Genomic DNA, 18,536 nt, shown 5'->3' with positions numbered 1-18,536 from the left:
GGGGGGTTTCGGGGCCGTGGGTCAGCCGGACAGCCCCCAGTCCCCGGTGATGTGCCGGGTGGAGCAGAGGGTGTCGAGGAAGTGGGCGCCTGCCCGGCCGCAGCCCTCGGAGGGACGGACGGGGGTGCCGTGGCCCATGTCCGGCACCACGTACTCGCGGACCACCACCTCTCCGCTCCCGTCGGTGTGCTCGGATCGCGTGGTGCCGTCCGGGAGTTGCTCCTCCGCGTCCGGGGTCTGGTCGGCGCCCAGGACGTCGGTCCACTGCTTGACCGACTCGGTGGCGTTCCGCGGGTGGACGGTGGTGTCGGCGGTGCCGTGCCACACCGCGACCTTCGGGCGGTCGCCCTCGTGGTCCGGATGGGCCGACCGCACCAGGTCGCCCCACTGGGCGGGGGTGCGGGTGACGCCCGGGTTCATACAGCCGAAGGCCTCGGGCAGGCTGCTCGCGCAGCCGTGCGGGATGCCCGCGATGACCGCCCCGCCGGCGAAGGCGTCGGGGTAGGCGGCGAGGAGCGAGGAGGTCATGCCGCCTCCGGCGGACAGTCCGGTCACGAAGACCCGGCCGGGGTCGGCGTCCAGGGCGCCCACCGTGTGCTCCACCATCCGCCGGATGGACGCGGCCTCCCCGCTGTCCCGGGCGGTGTCAGCGCGCTCGAACCAGTTGAAGCAGCGGTTGGCGTTGTTGGCGGTCTCCTGCTGCGGCGCGACGACGGCGAAGCCGTACTCGTCCGCGAACTCCCGCCATCCGGCGCCGTCGACGTAGGTGGCCGCGTCCTGGGTGCAGCCGTGCAGCACGACCACGACCGGGCTGCCGGACGGCAGCCCGTCGGGCACGTAGCGGAACATCGACAGGGCGCCGGGGTTGGCGCCGAAGTCCGGGACCGGCTCCAGCTCCGCCGAGGCCGCGCCCCGCCCGGCCCGCGGGGACGCCCCGGCGGGTTCACCGGGCGCCTCAGCCCGTTCGGTGGGGGTGACGGCCCGCTCGACGGGGGTGGCGCCGCCCGGGTCGGCCTGGGCCGAGGCGGACGAGAGCCACGGTAAGCAGACCGCCAGGGCCACCCCGAGCAGCAGGGGGGCGCGGCCACGCCGCGGTGGGTCCGGGGCGCGCGCTGTGCCGCGGCGCGGCCGGTACGCGTCTGACATGGGTGCTCCTTCCAGGGGTCGGTGCGACGGGACGCACCGTAGAACCGGACGGCGAGCGGGGGGATGTGGTCCGCCGCCACCCGTGCGGGGACAAGAGTGGCCGCGGGCCCTATCGGGCGGTTGCCGGGCGCTGCCTAGCGTGACGCCATGAGCACGCCAGCCTCGCCACCGTCCGACGACGCGCCCGCCCCGGCTCCGGCCGGTGTCCCGCACTCCGTCGCCCTCGACCTCTCCGCCCGTACGGCCCTGGTCACCGGTGCCGCGAGCGGTATCGGCCTGGCCTGCGCACGGCGGCTGGCCGCCGCCGGGGCCACCGTCCTCGCCGTCGACCGGGACCCGGACGGCCTCGACGCGGCCGCCGCCGGGGAGGGCGCGCTCCGCCCGCTGGTCCTCGATCTGACCGACCCGGCGGGGCTGGACGCCGCCGAGCGGGCCGCGGCCGGAGCGGACCTGCTCGTCAACGCGGCGGGCACCCAACTGGTCCGGCCCGTCGAGGAGTTCCCGCCGGACGCCTTCCGGGCGATGCTGACGCTGATGCTGGAGGCCCCGTTCCGGCTGACCCGCGGGGCGCTCCCGCACATGTACCGGCGGGGCTGGGGGCGGGTGGTGCACGTCTCCTCGGTGCACGGGCTGCGCGCCTCGCCCTACAAGGCCGCCTACGTCTCCGCCAAGCACGGGCTGGAGGGGCTGTCCAAAGTGATCGCCCTGGAGGGCGCCGAGCACGGGGTGACCTCGAACTGCGTCAGCCCCGCCTATGTGCGTACCCCGCTGGTGGAACGGCAGATCGCCGACCAGGCGGCGGCCCACGGCATCCCGCCCGAGCGGGTGGTCCGCGAGGTCCTGCTGACCGGCTCCGCGCTGAAGCGGCTACTGGAGCCCGCCGAGGTCGCCGAGGCGGTGGCGTATCTCTGCTCCCCCGGGGCGGCGTTCGTCACCGGCACCACCCTGACCCTGGACGGCGCCTGGACCGCCCGGTGAGGACCCGCCCCTTCCCACCCGTGTGACCAGCGGGTAAGCAGGTGCCATGCGGCAGCCCCACACCCCGTCCCCCGCCGCCCTCGGCGGCGTCTACCTCGACCTCCTCGCCCACGGCGCCCCGCCCGAGGAGTACGAACGCCCGCTGGCCGAGGCGCGCGCCGCGGGCGCGCCACCCGGGGAACTGGCGGCGCTCACCCGGCAGCGCACCCAAGCCCTGCGCGTCCGCGCGGAGTTGGAGGGACGACGGCGGCGGGAGACCGAACTCACCGCGCTCATCGAGACGGTGCACGACCTGGCCGGGCTGCGCGACCTGGACGCCGTGCTCCAGGCCATCGTGCAGCGCGCCCGCTCGCTGCTCGGCACCGAGGTCGCCTACATGACCCTCACCGACCCCGAGCGCGGCGACACCTACATGCGGGTGACCGAGGGGTCGGTGTCGGCGCGGTTCCAGCAGCTCCGGCTGGGCTTCGGGGAGGGGCTCGGCGGCCTGGTCGCCCAGACGGCCCGCCCCTACGTGACCGACGACTACCCCGAGGACGCCCGGTTCCAGCACACCCGTGCCATCGACACCGCCGTCGGCGACGAGGGCCTGGTGGCCATCCTCGGAGTGCCGCTGCTGCTGGGCGGCCGGGACGTCATCGGGGTGCTGTACGCGGCCGACCGCCGGGCCCGGGTCTTCGAACGCGAACAGATCGCGCTGCTGGGCTCGTTCGCCGCGCACGCCGCCATCGCCATCGACAACGCCCGGCTCCTGACGGGCACCCGCGAGGCGCTGGCCGGACTGGAGTCCGCCCACGAGGCCATCGAGCGCGCCGGGGAGATCCACGACCGGCTCGCCGAACTCGTCCTGCGCGGCGGGGAGGTGGGGGATCTGGCGGCGGCCGTGGGGCAGGTGCTGGGCGGCCGGGTGGAGTACGTCGCCCCGGAGCGCATCGGCACCGCCCTCTCCCGCGCGGCGGTCGAGCGCTCCCGCGCCGGGGGGCACGCGGTGGACGAGGGGGACGGCTGGGTGACGGCCGTGGCGGCCGGCGGCGAACTGCTGGGCGCCCTGATCCTGCGCGGCCAGCCCCGGCTCGCCCCGGTTGATCAGCGCACCTTCGAGCGCGCCGCGATGGTCACCTCGCTGCTCCTGCTCGCCCGCCGCTCCGCCGCCGAGGCCGAGCACCGGGTACGCGGCGAACTCCTCGACGACCTGCTGGACTCGGCCACCCGCGACCCCGGGCTGCTCCGCGACCGGGCCACCCGGCTCGGCGCGGACCTGGACGCCGCGCACCTGGTACTCAGCGCCCGGCTGGACACCACCGCCGGCGAGGAGACGCCGTCCCGGGCGCCGGACGGCGGGACGGCACGGCGCCCAACTCCTGGCGCCGCACCACGGATTGCCGATCCGGACCCCGAACTGACCGCCGGGCGTCGCCGGTTGGGGGCTGCCGCAGCTCATCTGGCGGCGGTGCGGCACGGCTTGGCGGCTATCAGGGACGGCGGCACGGTGCTGCTGCTGCCGCTGCCCGCCTCCTCGGCACCCCGGACGGCGGCGGGGCCGGGCGGGACGCCGGACGCGGACGCCGCCGTCTCCGCGGCGGCGCGGGAGGTGGCCGCGCAACTCGGGGCGGCGGTGGGCGCGGCGGTGACCGTCGGCGCCGCCGTCCCGGCCCGCGCCCCGGCCACCGACCCGGGCACGGTGGCCGCGGCGTACGCGGAGGCCCAGCGGTGCGCGGAGGCCCTGCGGCTGCTCGGCCGGGCCGGGGAGGGCGCCGCGGCCGGGGACTTCGGGTTCCTGGGGACGCTGCTGGCCGACGCCCGTGATGTGCGCGGCTTCGTCCGCCGCACGCTCGGCCCGGTGCTCGACTACGACGCGCGGCGCGGCACGGACCTGGTCGCAACGCTGGTGGCCTACTTCGGCTGCGGGATGAGCCCGGCGCGCGCCAAGGACGAGTTGCACGTCCATGTGAACACCGTCGCCCAGCGGCTGGACCGGGTGGCCCGGCTGCTGGGCGACGACTGGCAGTCGCCGGGGCGCGCGCTGGAGATCCACCTCGCGCTACGGCTGCACCGACTGGCCGGGGCGATCGACGGCTGAGTCCCCCAGCCGCTCCGCGCCCGGCTCCTCCTCTCCCGAACTCGCCGTATCCGGCCCGGTGTTCGCGGACCCCGTGCCGTTCCGGGACTCACCGACGCTGGACAGGTCCCGGCTCCTGGTCTCCTGGGCGAAGGCCAGCGCGACCGCGGTGAGCACCGCCGCGCCGATCACGTAGAGCGCGATGGGCGCGGAGTGCCCGAAGTCGGCCAGCAGCGCCGTGGCGATCATCGGCGCCGGGGCCCCGGCGGCGAGCGAGGAGAACTGGGCGCCGATGGAGGCGCCCGAGTACCGCATCCGGGTGGCGAACAGCTCCGCGAAGAACGCGGCCTGCGGGGCGTACATCGCGCCGTGCAGCGTCAGCCCGACGGTGACGGCGAGCACCATCGAGCCGAAGTCCCCGGTGTCGAGCAACGCGAAGAACGGGAAGATCCACAGCGCGACGCCGACGGTGCCGATCAGGTAGACCGGACGCCGCCCGAGCCGGTCGGAGAGGGCTCCCCAGAGCGGGATCACCGCGAAGTGCACGGCGGAGGCGATGAGTACGGCGTTCAGCGCGGTCTGCTGGGACAGGTCCAGATGGTCGGTGACGTAGACCAGGATGAAGGCGGTGAGCACGTAGAAGCTGATGTTCTCGGCCATCCGCGCGCCCATGGCCACCAGCACGTCCCGCCAGTGCTCCCGCATCACCGCGATCAGCGGGGTACGCTCGGCGCTCCGCGGGCTCCCGGCCGAGTTCCGGGTCGGGCCCTGGGTTGTGTCCTGGGCCCTCGCGGCCTCGGCGGCGGACCGCCCGGTCTCGGCGGCGCGTTCGCGTTCCGCCCTGGCCAGCGCCTCCTTGAACACCGGGGATTCGTCGACGGCCAGCCGGACCCACAGTCCGAGCCCGACGAGGACGCCGGACAGCAGGAACGGAACGCGCCATCCCCAGCTCTCGAAGGCCGCGTCGGAGAGCACCGCGGTGAGTACCGCCAGGACCGCCGTGGCCAGCAACTGCCCAGCGGGCGCGCCGGTCTGGGGCCAGGACGCCCAGAAGCCGCGGCGCCGCGCGTCCCCGTGCTCGGACACCAGCAGCACCGCGCCGCCCCACTCGCCACCGAGCGCGAAGCCCTGTACCAGGCGCAGCATGGTCAGCAGGACGGGCGCGAACCCGCCGACGGTGGCGTGCGTGGGCAGTAGCCCGATCGCGAAGGTGGCGCCGCCCATCAGCAGCAGGCTGAGCACCAGCAGCCGCTTCCGGCCGAGGCGGTCACCGTAGTGCCCGAAGACGAGGGCGCCGATGGGCCGGGCGGCGAACCCGACGGCGTAGGTGAGGAAGGCGAGGAGGGTACCGACGAGCGGGTCGGAGTCGGGAAAGAACAGCTTGTCGAAGACGAGCGCGGCGGCCGAGCCGTACAGGAAGAAGTCGTACCACTCGACGGTGGTGCCGATGACGCTCGCGGCGACAACTCGCTTGAGCGATCTGGGGGTTGGGGAAGCGCCTGTAGAGGCGGCCATGGTCACCACTTCCGGGCCGGTGGGCGATACGGGCGGCCAGGGGTGGCCGGCCGGTTGACTGCCGCCACACGGTAGGAACGCGCGGGTCGGGCTCCCATGTGCCGGGACACCACAGTTCACCGGGGACATATGCCCGCGGCCCCCACGCGGCCACGGACCGGGGAGCGCCCCGTACGCCGCCCCCACCGCGCCGGCCGCCAACCACCCTTCGCCGACGCGACGCCAGCGGACGGTGGCCCCGCCCGAGGCCCGGACGCCGGTGCCCGGGAGCGGTCAGCGACGGCGCGCCGCGCCGCCGTCCGGCAGGTAGTGAACGGTGAGGCGGTCGGCGTTCCGCACCAGCCAGGCCCGCGTCCGCTTGGAGCCGTACACCCCGCTCTGGGCGGCCACCACATGGGCCCCGAGGCTGAACTCCGCCGTCAGACGGCCCGCGAAATCCGTCCAGACCAGCCCGGAGAAGCGGTGCTCGTACGCGGCGAACCACATCGTGCCCACCGGGTTCAGCACGGACAACGCGCACCCCGGACGGTCCCCCCGGGCCGCCCCGGCCTCCGGGAGCACCGGCGTCACCCGGAGGAACAGCACCGAGGCGCCCTGCGCCGCGGCCGTGGCACGAATCGAGGGCCACACCAGCTCCCGCCAGCGGGCCAGTTGGTCACCCGCCGCGGCCGAGGGCGCGAGGTCGGGACGCTCACCCCGCACACCCCAGCGGCTCAGGTACCGGCCGACGGTCTGCGGGGTCAGCCGTACCGAGCAGAGCCCCGCCAGCAGTTCGGTCACCAGGTCCCGCGTCCACAGCGCACCCCGCCAGCCGAAGTCGCCCGGGGCGTGGTGCGCCAACACCCGTCGCACGGCGGCCTGTTCATCCCCGGACAGCAACTGCGCCGAACCCTGCCGGTGCGCTCCGGAACCGCTCGGGCGGCGCACCTCGGCACGTCGTTCCCACTCCTCCCACCAGCCCGCGACCAGCTCCGGCGGCACCCCCAACTCCCCTGCCAGCACCTCCGGTTCACGCCCGGCCGTCAGGCCCGTCACCGCGCGCGCCCGGAGGGCCACCCCGCTCTCCGCCACCATCGCCCCGCTCGCCACCGCCCGCTCCTCAGCGCCGCGTCCGGCACCGCTGCGGACGGCGCCTCCCCGAGCAACGAGCCGCCGCCCCGGGACGACACCCGGCCGTCAACCGCCCGCACACGGCGGGCGGTTCCGTTCGGCACGCGCGGGCCGCACGCTCGCCGGGGCCCCACCACCGGCGAACCGCCCACCGCGACCATGGCGTTCCCGCCTCCCATCGAGTCGCCGGGGACGGGGAGTTCATCCGGAAGCGGGAGCCCACGACGTCCTCCCCGGCGGGCCGCCCCCTCCTCCGCACCCCCGCGACACCCACCGGGCCCCAACACCTCCGCCAGCGCGACGACATGACGCCCCCGGCACTCGACCGACACGCCGCCCTACGGCGGCCTACACGACCCGGCCTCCCCCAACCACCCCCACCCGCCCGCCGGTTGACCCGCGCCGCGCCTTCTCCCGTCCGCACCGGCCGACCCCGTCACCGCCGCGCGCCAGCCCACGGAACCCAGCGCCCACCCCGGGAGGACGGGCGCGCACGGCGCGGCCACGCGCGGCACCGTCACCGACCGTCACCGGCCCCGGGGGGCGCCCCGCTCCCCGCGCACCCCCGGTGAACCGCCCACCGGTCCGCGCGGCGTCTCCCCCGTCACCGGGACGGCGTCCCCACCCGGACCCCGGAGCCCCCGGGCCGGACCCCGTCTCCGTACCGCCGCCCGCCACCCACCGGTCCGGACGGTCGGCTCCCGGACACCGGCGGCTGACCTTGCTCGTCCGATGGGCGGAAAACAACCCGTTCGCCAGTTTCATCCTTCCGACACATGCGGTGAAGTTGGAGTAGCTCATGGTGAACGTCCCCAACATCAGGAGTGCCCGGTGGTCCTCTCCGTCTCAGGCGTCGTCCTGCTCGGCCTGATCGTCTTCCTCTTCTTCCGCAAGGACGGCCTCAAGCTCTCGCACGCCCTGGTCTGCGGGCTGTTCGGCTTCTTCCTCGCCGGTACCGCCGTCGCCCCGGGCATCCGGGCGGGCAGCGAGAGCCTGGCCAGCCTGCTGGGCGGCCTCCAGCTCTGACCGGTCCGGCGGCCCCGCCCGCCGGACCACCGGGATGGCCTGACAACCGCTGACGACCGCCGACAACCGAGGAGTGGCAGTGGGCCGGTGGGCACGGAAACCCGGGACGGGCGGCGCGGCGGCGGACCCTCCTCGGCGGTGGCGGCGCGCCCTGCGCGCGGGTACCGACGGCGTGCTGGACGTCCTCCATCCGCTGCTGTTCCTGGCGCGCGGACTGGGCGGACTCTGCCGGGCGGGGCGGAACTGGTGGTCGCGGACCCCGCGTGAGCGGCGCGGACCCACCCTGGGCCTGGCCTCGGTCTGCCTGCTGCTGACCGGCCTGCTGCCCTACGGACCGGCGCTGCTGGCGGTGGCACTGCTCGCGGCCGCCGCCTGGTGCGCGCGCGGGACCGGGCACCGGGAGGCCGAGGCGGGCCCCGATGCGGCCGGGGAGGCCCGGCTCCAGGCGGTGTACGAGGCGCTCGTCCCGTACTTCGCGCGGACCGGCGAACCGGGCCCGCACCCGCTCTACGCCGCCGGGGGCGCGTGGCGGCGGGCCGTGGAGGACGCCAGCCTCACCGCCGAGGGCCGGATCGCCCGGCTGTTGCTGCGCTATCCCGCCTCTTTCCGGGACGGCGAGCCCGCCGAACGGCTGCGCGTGGAACGGCTGCTGGTGGCGAAGTGCGGCCGGTCCCGCGAGTACCGCTTCGACTGGGACGAGGAGCGCAACCGGCTGACGATGCGGGCGCTGCGCCCGCTGCCCACGACCGTCGGCGCGCAGCCCTTCGTGACCGCCCCGGGCGAGACGGTGCTCGGCCTCACCGATCCGGACGCGGTGTGGCGCCGGATGCCGGTGCGGGTCACCGGCGCCGACACGCTGTACGAGGTGCCGCCGGTGATCTGGCGGACGGGACCGCGCTCGACGGCGGCGCACCTGCTGGCGGTGGGGCCGCCGGGCAGCGGCACCAGCACCCTGCTGCGCTCGATCGCGACACAGGCGATGCGGCGCGGGGACGTCCTGGTCGTGGACGGCTGCGGTGGCGAGTTCGCCTTCCTCTCCGGGCGGCCGGGGGTGCTCGCCGTGGAGTCCTCCCTGGCGGGGGTGGCCGCCTCGCTGGAGTGGCTGGGGTACGAGACGGAGCGTCGGCTGCGGGAGGTGAGCCGGGCCCGTCAGGCGGGGCTGCCGGTCCCCCCGGACGTGCGGCGTCCGCTGTGGCTGCTGGTGGACCGTCCCTCGATGCTGGGGCAGCTGGCGGAGGCGGAGGGCGGACGCGATCCGCGCGAGCTGCTGCGGCTGCCGCTGCGGCACGGCCGGGCGGCGGGCGTCACCGTGGCCGTGGCCGAGCAGTTCGAGGGGATCGACCGGACGGACGGCGTCGGCGCGGGCGGGCCCGTCGAGCCCGGTGGGCTGGGCGACTCCGGTGGGTTCGGCGGGGGCGTCGGCGTGCGGGGGGTCGGGGACGCCGGGGGGCCGGGCGGGGCGCTCTGGGCGCACGCCCGGGCCAGGGTGGTGCTGGGCGCGGTGTCGCCGGAGCGGGCCGCCGAGGTGCTCGGCGAGGCGCCGCCGACGCTTCCGGGACCGGAGGCACCGGCCGGGCGCGGTTTCGCGCGACTGGGTTCCGGCCCGGTGCTGCGGCTCCAGGTCCCGCCGACCCCGGACCCGTTCGACGAGACCTCCGGCACGACCGCCGAACGCGAGGCGGTACGGGCCCTGTTGCCGGAGCGCACGGCGGAGCCGGAGGCGGCCGGGAGCGACCCGTCCCCCGCCCCCGGCTCCGGCCCGGGACCGGTCTTCTCACCCCGCAGGGGGTGACGACACCGGGGCGGCGGCAGCGGCGAGCGTCCGCCGCCCCCGAAGCCCGCCCCTCCCCCGCGCGCGGCCACTCAGGCAGGCGGCCGCTCAGGCGATGTACGAACGGGGGATCTCGGCGGCGCCCCCGGAACCGGCCCGCACCTGGGCGGCGGCGGTGGCCAGCCGGGCCGCCGCCTCCTGGGCGACCGGCTCGGCGGTCGTGAAGGGCAGCCGGATGTACCCCTCGAAGGCGCCGTCGATGCCGAACCGCGGTCCGGACGGGACGCGGACGCCCAGCCGCTCCCCGGCCTCGGCGATCCGGGAACCGGAGAGCCCGCCGGTACGGGCCCAGAGGGTCAGCCCGCCGTGCGGCACGGCGTACTCCCACTCCGGGAGGTGCCCCCGGAGGGCGGCGACCAGCGCGTCCCGGTTCTCGCGGGCGCGGCGGCGCCGCTCGTCCAGCATGGTCTCCCAGACGTCCCCGGCCATCAGGCGGGCGAGGGCGAGCTGTTCGAGCAGCGGGGTGCCGAGGTCCGCGTAGGCGCGGGCGGCGACGAGCGCGCGGATGACCTCCGGGGCCGCCCGCACCCAGCCGATGCGCAGCCCCGCCCAGACGGACTTGCTGGCCGAGCCCACGGTGATGACGGTGGAGCCGCCCGAGTCGAAGGCGGCGACCGGCCGGGGCAACGGGAAGCCCGGGTCGTCGAGGACGAGGTCCACCATCGTCTCGTCCGCGATCAGGGTGGTTCCGGCGGAGCGGGCCGCGGAGGTGAGGGCGCGGCGCCGCTCGTCGTCGGCCAGGGCCCCGGTCGGGTTGTGGAAGTCGGCGACGACGTAGGCGGCTCGCGGGGCGGCCTCGCGCAGCACCTGCCGCCACGCCGCGAGGTCCCAGCTGGAGAGCCCCTCCCCCATCGGCACCGGGACCAGCCGGGCGCCGGAGTCACGCAGCAGCTGGAGGATGTTCGCGTACGAGGGGTGCTCGACGGCGACGCGTTCGCCGCGTCCGGTGAGCAGCCGGGCGAGCGCGGCGACGGCCCCCATCGCGCCGGTGGTGACCATGATCTGCTCGGGCATGGTGGGGACGCCGCGCGCGGTGTAGCGGTCGGCGAGGATCTCGCGGAGCGCGGGCAGTCCGGCCGGGTAGTCGCCGTGCGTGTGCGCGTAGGGCGGGAAGTCGTCGAGCGCGCCCCGGAAGGCGTGGCTGAGGTGCGGTTCGGGGGCTGGCAGCGCGGCGCATCCGAGGTCGATCACGCTGCCGGACGCCTCGGGCGGCAGGGGGTCGAGCCCGCGGGTGGGCAGCGGGTTCCCGGCGGGCACCGAGGTCCAGCTCCCCGAGCCCCGGCGGGACTCCAGGAAGCCGTCCCCGCGCAGGGCCTCGAAGGCGGCGGCCACGGTGGTCCGGCTGACGGAGAGCGCGGTGGCGAGTTCCCGCTCGGCGGGGAGGCGGGTGGCGACGGGGATGCGGCCCTCCAGGACGAGGAGCCGCAGGCCGTCCGCGAGCGACCGGTAGGCCGGGGTCCGCTGTCCCGCACGGGGGCGCGCGCCCGGCGCCCGGGCCCCTTCCACGGTGCGGGGGCGCTGCTGGGAGCCGAGGAGGCGGGCGAGCTGGGGCGCGCCGATGGCTGAGTTCCAGTGCGCCATCTTCGGTCCACCTTCCCGTGACTGGCCATGAAACCGCCCGTAAAACTGGCCATGAACAGGGCGGGGTTCCCGGCCACAGCGTGCCACGCTCGACGGAAGCGGCACCAGGAGGGGTCCGGATCCCGGGAGCGGACCTCCCGGGCTGGTGCCGCGCGGCGACCCGGCCGGGGGCGGAGCCAGCGTGGGGAGTGGGGCGCCACCGGCGGGCGGGGGAGCGCGATGACCGGCGGCGAGCGCGGCGATGACCTCGTCGGGCGGCGGTGGCGGGGAGGGCGCGCGGACCGGCCGCGTGCGCCGTGGCGGATGCGCGGGGAGGCCGTGACCTCTCCCCACCCCGGGGACCCAGGCTGGATTTAGCCTGGGGAAGGGTGGGGCGGTAGTGTACGCCTCTGGCTCACCGGGCGGACCGTTACTGCGTGTCTGAGGGATGCGGACCGTGAGCGACATCCCCTGTCACATGTGACAAACCGGTCAACGGTGGGTACGAAGAAGGGGCGGCACGACGGGCGACGCATGTCCCACTACGGGAATCTTCACCGCCGACCGGACGTTGACCGGATGACGACGACAGCGACACCTGTCCTGTGGGCGACAAGCCCGGGAGGCACGAATTCATGAGTGAGCGAGCTCTGCGCGGCACGCGACTCGTGGTGACCAGCTACGAGACCGACCGCGGTATCGACCTGGCTCCGCGCCAGGCCGTGGAGTACGCATGCCAGAACGGCCATCGTTTCGAGATGCCGTTCTCGGTAGAGGCTGAGGTCCCGCCGGAGTGGGAGTGCAAGGTGTGCGGAGCGCAGGCACTCCTTGTCGACGGCGAGGGTCCTGAGGAGAAGAAGGGCAAGCCCGCGCGTACGCACTGGGACATGCTCATGGAGCGGCGCACCCGCGAGGAGCTTGAGGAAGTGCTGGCCGAGCGGCTGGCCGTGCTCCGCTCCGGCACGATGAACATCGCCATCCATCCGCGGGATGACAACACGGGCAAGCGCAAGAGCGCCTGACCACCCCGTGGGCGTGTGGGAGGCCCGGAACCGCTCAGCGGTTCCGGGCCTCCCACGTTTCTCCGGCGTACTCCGTCGATTTTCCGGGGCGTTTCTCCGGCGCCGCGTCTCGTCCTTCCCGTCTCCCGGTCTCCCGGGGCGGCGGTCAGCGTCCCGAGGGCGGCTGGTCGCCGCCGGAGGGGGGCTCCTCGTCCCGGATGACCTCGCCCTCGACCACCTTGCCGTCCGGGCGCCACATCCGGTACCGCTCCTGGGTGCTCCGCGCCTGCTGGTAGGCGTCGCCGAGGCCACCGGCCGGGAAGGCCCGGCGCTCGGCGTACCGCCGCAGGGAGCGGCGCAGCAGCCGGGCGGTGGGCGGGAAGACGCAGAGCAGCCCCAGGACGTCACTCAGCAGTCCCGGCACCATCAGCAGCAGCCCGCCGAGCATGGCGAGCGCGTTGCCGCCCCCGGTGGAGCGCCGCTCGGTGGGCGGTTCGGCGCCGGGGCGCTGGGCGCGCTGGAGGCTCTCCGCCAGCTCCTGCCAGGCGCGCCGCCCGGCCCGCTTCATCAGCACGGAGCCGAGCAGGAAGCCACCGGCCAGGACGGCCAGCACCGTCAGCCCGCCGGCGGCCTCTGTGAGCAGCACCAGCAGCCAGATCTCCAGCACCGCGAACGCCGCGAGGGCCAGGGGCAGCGGGGTGCCCCTGCGACGGGGGCGCCGGGGCCCGGCGCCGTGCGGGCCCGGCCCCTGGGGCGGGGGCTCGTGGGGGTACGGTGCGCGCGTCGTCATGGTTCAAGTGTGCCTGCGGCCGAGGACTTTCTTCACCCGGCCCTCCACGCCCCAGGCGGTCACCCGCCAGAACGCCTCCGCGACGATCGCCTGGCTCATCTTGGAGTCGCCGCGCTCCCGCTCCACGAAGGTGATGGGCACCTCCGTCACGTGGAACCCGGCGCCGACCGCGCGGCGGGTCAGCTCGACCTGGAAGCAGTAGCCCTGTGAGGCGATGCTGTCCATGTCGATGCCCTCCAGCGTCTCCTTGCGGAAGGCGCGGAACCCGGCGGTCACGTCACGCATCGCCACGTCGAGCATGATCCGGGAGTACAGGCTGCCGCAGCGCGAGATCGCCTTGCGGTGCGCGGGCCAGTTGACGATGCGGCCGCCGGGCACCCAGCGGGAGCCGATCACCAGGTCCGCGCTCCGGAGCGCGGTCAGCAGCCGGGGCAGCTCCTCGGGCTGGTGCGAGCCGTCGGCGTCCATCTCCACCAGCACCCCGAAGCCGTGCTCGATGCCCCACCGGAACCCGGCGAGGTAGGCGGCGCCCAGGCCCTCCTTGCCGCGCCGGTGCAGCACGCGCACCTGGTCGTCCTCGGCCGCCAGCTCGTCGGCGACCTTGCCGGTGCCGTCGGGGCTGTTGTCGTCGGCGATCAGGACGTGCGCCTCCGGTACGGCGGCGCGCACCCGGGAGACCACCTGCTGGATGTTGTCCGCCTCGTTGTAGGTCGGGATGATGACCAGCGCGGTGCCGAGCGGCCCGAACTCCCTCTGCTCTCCGGCGTCCGTCACTGCTTCCCCTGCCCCTCGGTGTCGACTTCCTGCTCCGGGCTCCCCTCGGGTGTCGCCCGGCGTGCCCGGCGGCCGAGGAACCAGGCCCCGGCGCAGGACAGGGCGCCCACCATAGCGAGTGTCCACTCGGGCGCCGCACCGACGCGGTCCGCCAGCGTCCGGTCGTCCCGCAGCGGCAGGCTTCCGGTGAGGACGTCCCGCGTGAACTCCTCGGTGCGCTGCTGGATCGTGCCGTCCGGCGCCACGATGGCGCTGATGCCGCTGGGCGCGGCGGTGACGATGGCGCGGCCGTGTTCGATGGCCCGCAGCTTGGACATGGCGAGCTGCTGCTCGGGCTGACCCGTCTCGCCGTAGGTGGCGTTGTTCGTCTGGACGACGAGCGCGCGGGCCCCGTCGTTGACGGTGTCCCGGGGGATCTCGTCGTAGGCGACCTCGAAGCAGATCACGTCGCCGAGCCGGGCGGGGCCGGTCTGTAGGACGCCCGACTTCTCCCCCGGGTAGAAGTCGCGCGGCACCCGGTCGAGCCGGGAGATGATCTTGCTGAGCTGGTCCCGGTAGGGGACGTACTCACCGAAGGGCACCGGGTGCTGCTTGGTGTAGGAGGCGCCGGGACCGGTCTTCGGGTCCCAGACGATGCCCTGGTTCTCGACGTACCCCTCCTTGGTGGGGTGGTCCACCAGGGCGCCGACCAGCACGGGCACGCCGATGGCGCGGACGGCCTCGTCGATCCGCCGCCGCGCCTCTGGGTACTTGTGGGGGTCCAGGTCGGATGCGTTCTCCGGCCAGATCACCAGGTCGGGCTGGTCGGCCTCGCCCCGGTCGACCCGTTTCGCGAGGTCCAGGGTGGCCTCGACGTGGTTGTTGAGGATCTTCATCGGACGGCCCAGGAAGTCCATGCCGGGCTGCTGGACGTTGCCCTGCACCACGGCGATCTCGACCGTGTCGTCCGCCGCGGTCGGCACCGGTACCGCGTATCCGGCCGCGGTGACCGCTCCAGCGAGCGCCAGGCTCCCCGCCGCCGGGGCGAGGCTCCGCACGGTGCGCGGAGCCCGGCGCGACCGCCAGGCCGACCAGGCGACGGCGGCCAGCAGTGTGCCGGTGAGCGCGACGGCGAAGGTGACCAGCGGGGCGCCGCCGAGCGCCGCGAGCGGCGTGAAGGAGGAGCCGGTGTTGGCGAAGGCGAGCCGCCCCCAGGGGAAGCCGCCGAACGGGAACCGGTCCCGGGCCAGTTCCTCGGCCACCCAGAGGCAGGCGCCCCACAGGGGCCAGAGCGGTAGCCGGGAGGTGACGGCCAGCCCCGCGCCGAGCGCGGCGACGAAGAGTCCCTGGAGGAAGGCGAGGCCGATCACCGCGTCCCAGCCCACCACGTGCAGCCACTTGAGCAGGACGGTGAAGAAGGGCCAGCCGAAGGCGAGCCCGATCCAGGCTCCACCGCGCGCCGTGCGGCCCCGCGTCAGCAGGGACAGCGCGGCCACCGCCAGCGGCGAGAGCAGCCACAGGCCGTACGGGGGGAAGGCGAGGGCGAGCGCCACCCCGGCGGCCGCGGCGCCCGCGGCGCGGGGGGCTCCCCGCCGGGCCCGCGCCAGGAGACGGCGCCCGGCGGAGGGACGGGGGCCGTCGGCCCCCTGGTCCGCGTCCGGGGCGCCGGGCTCCGGCGCGGACCCGGCGTCGCGGGGGGTCTGGCCGTCCGCGGGGGTCGGGGCGCCCTGGTGCTCCGACTCGGCCGTGGAGGGGCCGTCGGGAGCGGGTGCTGCGGTGGTGTCGTGGCCCGATGGCACGGTCGCGGCCTTCCTGGAGGTCATCGGTGGTGAGGTGACGGTACATCCCGCACGGCACCGCACGCGGGGTGGGTGGGAACGCACGGCGGTGACGGCTCCGGCGCGCGGGACGCTCCGGCGGCCGGGCGGCCGGAGCCGGCGCCCGCCGCCCTCCCCGCCCTCTCCGGGCCCCCGCCACGGGGGACACCGGGTGGGGCAAGGGGGGTGGGACGTGGAGGCGGGGAGACCTGCGGAGACGCCGGGCCGCCAGGGGTCCGGGGCTGTGGTTCCGGCGACGGGAGGGGGTGACCGGGTGGGGACGGCCACGGCGTCCGCCGCGGCGGATCGGGACCCGGCGCCCTTCGGGCCGACCTGGGACCCGCTGGCTGCGGGCCGACCGAGAGCCGTTGTCTACTGAGCGTCCGGGCCCCGCCCCGGGTCGCACCTGCCAACCAGCCGGAAGCCTCCGCCCCCGTGCCGCGGGCGCTGGACCTGGCTCCCAGCGGTGGTGTGCCAGCTCGGCGCACCACCCCATGGCCCAGCGGCGTTCGACGACTGCGCGGAAGTTCCCCGGTCGGACGTCCTGTGGTGGACTCGGCTGAACCTACCCGTCTCCGTCGGTTTCCTGTCAACAGCTTCGTAACCTGCGGCGTTTCGGAGAAGTACCAGGTCAGTGCGGAGCGGTTCGCGGGGGCCGACAGGCCGACGGCACGTCGTTCGGCGGTATGGCGCGGCAGTACGTCACTCGTTCGGTCGTGCGTAGACGGTGCGTCCGTCAACCACCGTCCGCCGACAGACGGGGAGTTGGGCACCCGGCGTGAGGTCGGGGAGCCCCGGGGTGCCGGAGCGTGGATCGGTCGACCAGTTGGCGACCCGGTCGTCGGGCGTCTGCACCACGAGGTCCCCGGTGGTCCAGACCGCGTAGTCGGCGGGTGCGCCCGGGACGAGAACGCCCGCGTCGTCCCGGCCGATCGCGCGCCAGCCGCCACGGGTGTGCGCGGTGAACGCGCCCCGGACCGAGATCCGGTGCTCGGGGGTGCGGTGGAAGGCGGCGGCCCGCACCGCGGCCCAGGGGCCGAGGGGCGTGACGGGGCAGTCCGAGCCGAGCGCGAGCGGGACGCCCGCGCGCTGGAGCGCGGCGTACGGGTTGAGGGTGCGGGCGCGGTCGGCGCCGAGGCGCCGTGCGTACATGCCGTCCGCCCCGCCCCAGGCCGCGTCGAAACCGGGCTGTACGGAGGCGGTGAGGGCGAACTCCGCGAAGGCGGAGATGGTTTCGGCGGTGAGCATCTCGGCGTGCTCCACCCGGTGCCGGGCCGCGCGGATACGGCCGTGGCCGACGACGGTGGAGGCGCGGCGCACGCCCTGGGTGACGGTCTCCAGCGCGCCGTCCCCGATGGCGTGGAAGCCCGCCTGGAGTCCCGCCTCCGTGCAGGCGGCGATGTGCCCGGCCACCGCGTCGGCGTCGAGGTGGGCCCGCCCGGTGTGCGGGGCGTCGGCGTAGGGGTGGGTGAGGGAGGCGGTGTGCGAGCCGAGCGAGCCGTCGACGAAGAGGTCACCGGCCGCGCCGAGCGCTCCGAGCCGCCGGATCGCCTCCGCTTCCTTCGCGGACGCGACGAGTTCGGCCCAGTAGCCGAAGACGTGCGGGCCGGGTTCGCGGGCGGCCAGCTCCAGCAGTCCGGTCAGGTCCTCGACGCTGGAGATCTCCGGGCCGCCGCACTCGTGCAGCGCGCCGATCCCGAGCGAGGCGGCGTGCGCGCGCGCCGCGCGCTGGGCCTCGGCACGCTGCCCGGGGCTGAGCGCGGCGTGCGCCGCGGCCCGCACCGCGTGGTGCGCGGCGCCCGTGAGCGGCGCCTCGTCCGCCCAGCCGTCGAGGTCGCTGACGTGCGGGACGAGGGCGAGCAGCGCGGTGCTGGCGAGCGCCGAGTGGGCGTCGACGCGGGAGAGGTAGAGCGGCCGTCCGCCGGCCGCCTCGTCCAGTTCGGCACGGCTGGGGTGGCGCTGGCCGGGCCAGTCGGTGGTGTCCCAGCCGGTGCCCAGCAGCACCCCGGCCCCGGGATGCCGGGCGGCGTGCGCGCGGATCCGTTCCAGCGCCTCGCGGGGGTCGGCCGCCCCGGCGAGGTCCAGCCCGGTCAGCGCCAACCCGGCGGACGTCGTGTGCACATGCGCGTCCGTGAAGGTCGGGGTGACGAGCGCGCCGTCCAGCCACACCGTCTCGTCCACGCCGTCGGCGAAGGAGTCGGCCGCGCCCTCGGAGCCGACCCAGGCGATCCGGCCACCCTGGGTGACCATCGCGGTGGCGAACGGGTCGGCGGGGCTGTGGACGGCGCCGCCGCGCAGCAGGGTGGTGGGGCCGTCGGCGGGGGACGCGGTGCTGTCGTTCATGGGACCAGTTTCCCGCCCGCGCGCCGTCGCGTGGTGCGCGGGGGTGGCCGGGGACCCGTCGGATACCGGGGGTTGGGCCCGGCCGCGGCGGCGCGCGCCGGTCGCGTGGGGTCACACGCGGGGCGGGCGGGCCTCGTAGGGCGTGGAGAGCACCACGGTGGTACGGGTGGACACCCCGGCCAGGCTGCGGATACGGGCCAGCAGGTGCTCCAGTTCGATGGGGGTGGCCACGCGCACCTTGAGGATGTAGTTCTCGTCCCCCGCGACGCTGTGGCACGCCTCGATCTCGGGGACCTCGGCGAGCCGGTCCGCGATGTCGTCGGGCGCGCTGGGGTCGAAGGGTTTGACGGAGATGAACGCGGTGAGCGGCAGGCCGACCGCCTCCGGGTCGACGATCGCCGCGTACCCCCGGATCACCCCCCGCTGCTCCAGCCGGCGTACCCGCTGGTGTACGGCCGAGGTGGACAGGCCGGTGGCCTTGCCCAGGTCGGTGTAGCTCATCCGCCCGTCGGTGACGAGCAGTTCCACGATCTGCCGGTCCAAGTCCTCCACCCGCTCAACCTACTGCGCCGGGCGCTCCCCGGCACACCGGGAGCGCGGTCCGCCC

General features: G+C 75.6%; 14 protein-coding genes. 5 read left to right on the top strand and 9 right to left on the bottom strand.

Annotation, left to right across the window (positions count from 1 at the left end; genetic code table 11):
- Window positions 1–21: 21 nt before the first annotated feature.
- Entirely contained in the window at window positions 22–1,146 is a 1,125-nt protein-coding gene (locus tag E0L36_RS08975; RefSeq protein ID WP_180928286.1) for a PHB depolymerase family esterase, read from the bottom strand.
- Window positions 1,147–1,293: 147 nt separating this feature from the next.
- Here E0L36_RS08975 and E0L36_RS08970 point away from each other — a divergent pair, with 147 nt between their 5' ends.
- Window positions 1,294–2,124 (top strand): 3-hydroxybutyrate dehydrogenase, encoded by an 831-nt coding sequence (locus E0L36_RS08970; protein WP_180928285.1) that lies wholly within the window; start codon window positions 1,294–1,296, stop codon window positions 2,122–2,124.
- Window positions 2,125–2,170: 46 nt separating this feature from the next.
- Window positions 2,171–4,204, top strand: a complete 2,034-nt coding sequence (locus E0L36_RS08965; RefSeq protein ID WP_180928284.1) for a GAF domain-containing protein — start codon at window positions 2,171–2,173, stop codon at window positions 4,202–4,204.
- Here E0L36_RS08965 and E0L36_RS08960 read toward each other — a convergent pair.
- Window positions 4,166–5,698 (bottom strand): MFS transporter, encoded by a 1,533-nt coding sequence (locus tag E0L36_RS08960; protein ID WP_180928283.1) that lies wholly within the window; start codon window positions 5,696–5,698, stop codon window positions 4,166–4,168. The two genes, E0L36_RS08965 and E0L36_RS08960, sit on opposite strands and share 39 nt — an antisense overlap.
- A 273-nt stretch (window positions 5,699–5,971) precedes the next feature.
- Window positions 5,972–6,787: a winged helix-turn-helix domain-containing protein gene (locus E0L36_RS08955; RefSeq protein WP_180928282.1), complete on the bottom strand. Its 816-nt coding sequence runs from the start codon at window positions 6,785–6,787 to the stop codon at window positions 5,972–5,974.
- Between the two features lie 852 nt (window positions 6,788–7,639).
- Here E0L36_RS08955 and E0L36_RS08950 point away from each other — a divergent pair.
- Both E0L36_RS08950 and E0L36_RS08945 read left to right on the top strand, forming a co-directional pair.
- Complete coding sequence (locus E0L36_RS08950; RefSeq protein WP_180928281.1) at window positions 7,640–7,834, top strand: hypothetical protein; 195 nt, start codon at window positions 7,640–7,642, stop codon at window positions 7,832–7,834.
- A 172-nt stretch (window positions 7,835–8,006) separates the two neighbouring features.
- A complete protein-coding gene (locus E0L36_RS08945; RefSeq protein WP_180928280.1) occupies window positions 8,007–9,626 on the top strand; it encodes a hypothetical protein in 1,620 nt (539 codons plus the stop codon).
- Between the two features lie 87 nt (window positions 9,627–9,713).
- On the opposite strand, the gene E0L36_RS08940 is transcribed toward E0L36_RS08945, so the two are convergent.
- The gene (locus E0L36_RS08940; protein ID WP_180928279.1) at window positions 9,714–11,246 is read right to left on the bottom strand and encodes a PLP-dependent aminotransferase family protein; all 1,533 of its coding nucleotides are present in this window, start codon (window positions 11,244–11,246) and stop codon (window positions 9,714–9,716) included.
- A 614-nt stretch (window positions 11,247–11,860) separates the two neighbouring features.
- On the opposite strand from E0L36_RS08940, the gene E0L36_RS08935 reads away from it, so the two are divergent.
- Window positions 11,861–12,247, top strand: a complete 387-nt coding sequence (locus E0L36_RS08935) for an RNA polymerase-binding protein RbpA (protein ID WP_180928278.1) — start codon at window positions 11,861–11,863, stop codon at window positions 12,245–12,247.
- Window positions 12,248–12,392: 145 nt separating this feature from the next.
- Here E0L36_RS08935 and fxsA read toward each other — a convergent pair whose 3' ends face one another.
- The 5 genes from fxsA to E0L36_RS08910 all read right to left on the bottom strand — a co-directional run bounded on the left by fxsA (window position 12,393) and on the right by E0L36_RS08910 (window position 18,481).
- Complete coding sequence (fxsA, locus tag E0L36_RS08930) at window positions 12,393–13,016, bottom strand: FxsA family membrane protein (RefSeq protein ID WP_180928277.1); 624 nt, start codon at window positions 13,014–13,016, stop codon at window positions 12,393–12,395.
- 3 nt (window positions 13,017–13,019) lie between these two features.
- Window positions 13,020–13,790 (bottom strand): polyprenol monophosphomannose synthase, encoded by a 771-nt coding sequence (locus E0L36_RS08925; protein WP_180928276.1) that lies wholly within the window; start codon window positions 13,788–13,790, stop codon window positions 13,020–13,022.
- Window positions 13,787–15,592 (bottom strand): apolipoprotein N-acyltransferase, encoded by a 1,806-nt coding sequence (lnt, locus tag E0L36_RS08920; protein ID WP_180928275.1) that lies wholly within the window; start codon window positions 15,590–15,592, stop codon window positions 13,787–13,789. Before lnt ends, E0L36_RS08925 begins: the two co-directional genes overlap by 4 nt.
- Window positions 15,593–16,288: 696 nt before the next feature.
- Complete coding sequence (locus tag E0L36_RS08915) at window positions 16,289–17,929, bottom strand: amidohydrolase (protein ID WP_180928274.1); 1,641 nt, start codon at window positions 17,927–17,929, stop codon at window positions 16,289–16,291.
- Between the two features lie 111 nt (window positions 17,930–18,040).
- Window positions 18,041–18,481 (bottom strand): Lrp/AsnC family transcriptional regulator, encoded by a 441-nt coding sequence (locus E0L36_RS08910; RefSeq protein WP_180928273.1) that lies wholly within the window; start codon window positions 18,479–18,481, stop codon window positions 18,041–18,043.
- Between the last annotated feature and the right edge of the window lie 55 nt (window positions 18,482–18,536).

Origin of the sequence: Streptomyces sp. AJS327 (genome assembly GCF_013450295.1) — a bacterium.
Classification (GTDB): domain Bacteria; phylum Actinomycetota; class Actinomycetes; order Streptomycetales; family Streptomycetaceae; genus Streptomyces.
Note: the sequence above shows the minus strand (reverse complement) of the source record. Positions and strands in the feature narration are given on the sequence as shown.